This is a genomic window from Streptomyces durbertensis (genome assembly GCF_014156695.1).
GTDB classification, from domain to species: domain Bacteria; phylum Actinomycetota; class Actinomycetes; order Streptomycetales; family Streptomycetaceae; genus Streptomyces; species Streptomyces durbertensis.
Window position 1 is genome coordinate 1 of sequence record NZ_WMLF01000670.1, and the last position, 1,958, is coordinate 1,958.

Annotated in this window: 1 protein-coding gene; it reads left to right on the forward strand. The window is 72.7% G+C overall.

Translation table 11 applies throughout. The features are described from left to right. The first annotated feature begins 232 nt into the window (after positions 1-232). Complete coding sequence (locus GL263_RS25760) at positions 233-1,903, forward strand: glycoside hydrolase family 13 protein (protein WP_182858144.1); 1,671 nt, start codon at positions 233-235, stop codon at positions 1,901-1,903. Positions 1,904-1,958: the final 55 nt, after the last annotated feature.

Below are 1,958 nucleotides of genomic sequence, written 5' to 3' on the forward strand. Positions count from 1 at the left end.
ATTGACACCTGTCGGACACCCCTACTTAACATGCATGTATAACCGCCGCAGCGGCCGGAGGGAGCGGGAAGAGGCCCGTCGCCCCACGACACGACCTCCACCCCCACCTCTCCCGGAGCAGCGGCCGGCACCACGCACAGTTACGCCAGGGGCACGACGTGCGGGCGTCCGGCGGCACCCCAGCCTCCCGCCCGTAGTCACGCCGGCACCACGTGAGAACAGGTCAATCGCGATGTCCATAGCACCGGCCGCTACCGGCCACACCCAGCGCACCAGCGACCTCTGGTGGCGCGACGCGGTGATCTACCAGGTGTACGTCCGCAGCTTCCTGGACAGCACCGGGGACGGCATCGGGGACCTCGCCGGCGTGCGTGCCGGACTGCCCTACCTGAAGAAGCTCGGCGTCGACGGCATCTGGCTGAGCCCCTTCTACCCCTCCCCGCAGCACGACCACGGCTACGACGTCGCCAACTACCGCGACGTCGACCCCGTCTACGGCGACCTGGAGGTCTTCGACCGGCTGATGGCCGACGCCCGCCGCATGGGCATCAAGGTCCTGCTGGACGTCGTCCCCAACCACTGCTCGAGCGAGCACCCCTGGTTCAGGGAGGCCGTCGCCGCCGGGCGCGGCAGCTACGAGCGGACCCGCTTCCACTTCGCCGACGGGCGCGGCGAGAACGGCGAGGAGCCGCCCAACAACTGGCGCGCGATGTTCGGCGGCCCCGCGTGGACGAGGGTCACCGAACCCGACGGCACCCCCGGCCAGTGGTACCTGCACCTGTTCACCCCGCAGCAGCCCGACCTGAACTGGCGGAACCCGGAGATCCCCGACTCCTTCGACGCCATCCTGCGGTTCTGGCTGGACCGGGGCGTGGACGGCTTCCGCATCGACGTCGCCGCCGGCCTCTACAAGCACCCCGAGCTGCCCGACTCCGACGACCCGGAGGCCGACGAGCGCTCCCGCGACTCGGTCAACCCGCTCGCCTGGAACCAGCCCGAGGTGCACAACGTGTGGCGGCACTGGCGGTCGGTCTGCGAGGAGTACACCGCGCGCGACGGCCACGACCGGCTGCTGGTCGGCGAGGTGTCCGTGCCCACCGCCCGTGAGCACGCCCTGTACGTGCGCCCCGACGAGCTGCACCAGGCGTTCTTCTTCGACCTGCTCGGCGCCCCGTGGGACGCCGACGCCTTCCACAAGACCATCAACGAGGCGATGCGGGACATCGCCGGCACCGGCTCCACCGTCACCTGGGTGCTCAACAACCACGACCAGGTGCGGACCGTCACCCGGTACGCCGGCGAGCCCGGCCCCGAGGGCAGCGGCCTCGGCTCCGCCCGGGCCCGCGCCGCCGCGCTGCTGATGCTGGCGCTGCCCGGCGCCGCCTACATCTACCAGGGTGAGGAGCTGGGCCTGCCGGAGGTCGTCGACCTGCCGGACGAGGTCCTCACCGACCCGATCTTCCACCGCACCGGAAGCCGCAAGCGCATCCGCGACGGCTGCCGCGTACCCCTGCCGTGGTCCGGCCACGCCTCCCCGTTCGGGTTCAGCTCCGGCGCGGAGGGCGCCCGGCCGTGGCTGCCGCAGCCCGACTGGTTCGCCGAGCACGCCACCGACCGCGCCCTCGCCGACACCCGCTCGTTCTGGCACCTCTACCGCGACGGCCTCCAGCTGCGGCGCGGCCTGCCGCAGCTCGGCGAGGGCACGCTGCGCTGGCTGGACTCCGAGCCCGAGGTGCTGGCGTTCGAACGCGGCGACGGCCTGGTCTGCGCCATCAACTTCGGCACCGGGCCGACCGCCGCGCCCGTCTCCGGCACGCCGCTGCTCTCCAGCGGCCCCTGCCCGGCGGGCGTCCTGCCCGGCTCCACCGCCGCCTGGTGGCTCACCGACGGAACCATCGGGTGACCCGCCGCCGGCCGCCGGAGGCCCCCTGACCCCACGCGTCCCGTCCCTCCTACCC